Source organism: Okeania sp. SIO2C9, assembly GCF_010672455.1.
In the GTDB taxonomy this organism is placed as follows: Bacteria; Cyanobacteriota; Cyanobacteriia; order Cyanobacteriales; family Microcoleaceae; genus Okeania.
In genome coordinates this window covers 1-1260 of sequence record NZ_JAAHGO010000254.1, presented here as the reverse complement: position 1 = coordinate 1260, position 1260 = coordinate 1, and the positions used below count along the sequence as shown (strand labels likewise).

General features: G+C 39.5%; 3 protein-coding genes. All 3 read left to right on the top strand.

What is annotated here, in order from left to right:
- Positions 1 to 763: hypothetical protein (locus F6K23_RS40785; protein ID WP_293166947.1), on the top strand; the 763-nt coding region annotated here is incomplete at its 5' end.
- A 3-nt stretch (positions 764 to 766) separates the two neighbouring features.
- Positions 767 to 964, top strand: coding sequence for a hypothetical protein (locus F6K23_RS40780; RefSeq protein WP_293166946.1), 198 nt, complete (start codon positions 767 to 769; stop codon positions 962 to 964).
- A partial coding sequence (locus F6K23_RS40775) for a hypothetical protein (protein WP_293166945.1) occupies positions 957 to 1260 on the top strand: 304 nt, incomplete at its 3' end. The genes F6K23_RS40780 and F6K23_RS40775, both read left to right, overlap by 8 nt.

The window sequence follows — 1260 nt, the reverse complement described above, 5'->3', positions numbered from 1 at the left end:
TATATCTTTTGTTGAGAGTCGAAGTACAAGCTTTTCAAAAGTTCTGGTAAAAGCCTTTCCTAGACCACTAAGAGGCTGGAAACCATTGCTCTTACTGAAAACTCATTCTGCCCACAGTAAGAATTTTTTGGCTCAGGCAGTAAAGAGAAATAATGGTTGGAGAAGTAAAGCCGACATTAATCTAGAGACCTCTATGGCTATTCGAGTTCAAACTTTCCAACACGTCCACTCAATTAATTTCACAATTCCTGACCGAAACAATGACATCAACTTACTGTACTCCAACCACATTCCTGATTTAGTCGAATATTATGCCCCAGGAGAACAAAACGTTAAAGCTGTCCTTAACGCTTTTCTCAAAAATCTTAAAGTCTACTCAGAAATTACCTCCTTGACAGCTGTAACTATCCCTGATTTTTCTGTACTGGCAACAAGAGCCGAGCAACAAAAGACGGCTTTAGAGTATGAGTGGAATTCCCCTCGCTTTGAACTGAGGATAATTAGTTCTAACGACGGAAATATTTGGGTTGAGAGAGGAAAGATTGCTTTGATTAACAGCGAGGGTTATCCCTACAGATTACATGATGTGTTAGATGTTTTAACTAGTAATTTAGCTGAGGAAATTGGGGGTCAGAGTCAACTGGCAGTGCAAATGGTTGACGTGGGCTATGGTTTACCTCAACCCTCAGACAAAATCACCATTTCTGGCTCAGTTACCGAAGAAATCCATCTTATCCAAAGCGCCCTTAACGTTTTTGTATGAGCCATGCTTTATTATCGTTATCAAGGTTATTCAGATGTAGCATTTGAAAATGACCCTGAAGACTTCAAACCTCCTTATCTTCTTGTTGGTAAAACTGATAGAGAAGTCCTAGAATCACGATATCTGCGTTTACGAAAAATAAGTTATGGAGTAATTTCTCGCACTGGCAAAGAAGAAAAACAGTGGTTTGACTATGCCTAGATTAAGGAAACTCAAAGAAAGAGCCTCAAGTCTTCTTGAGAATGCTGTTGAGCGTGTACAAAATGCGATTCCAGACGTGGTTATACCGCCGATAATCAACCCTAACAATTATAGTTTTACTGCTGACTTAAATTGGATTTCACCATGGGATTGCCACCATAATCCTAACTCTGCCTTGTGTGGAGGGAGACCATGGTCTGTTCCTTTAGATTTTAGATTTGATTTTGACCAAGATGAGTGCAACACTTCTTGGTCAAAATCAAATCTAAAATCTAAAGGAACAGACCATGGTCTCC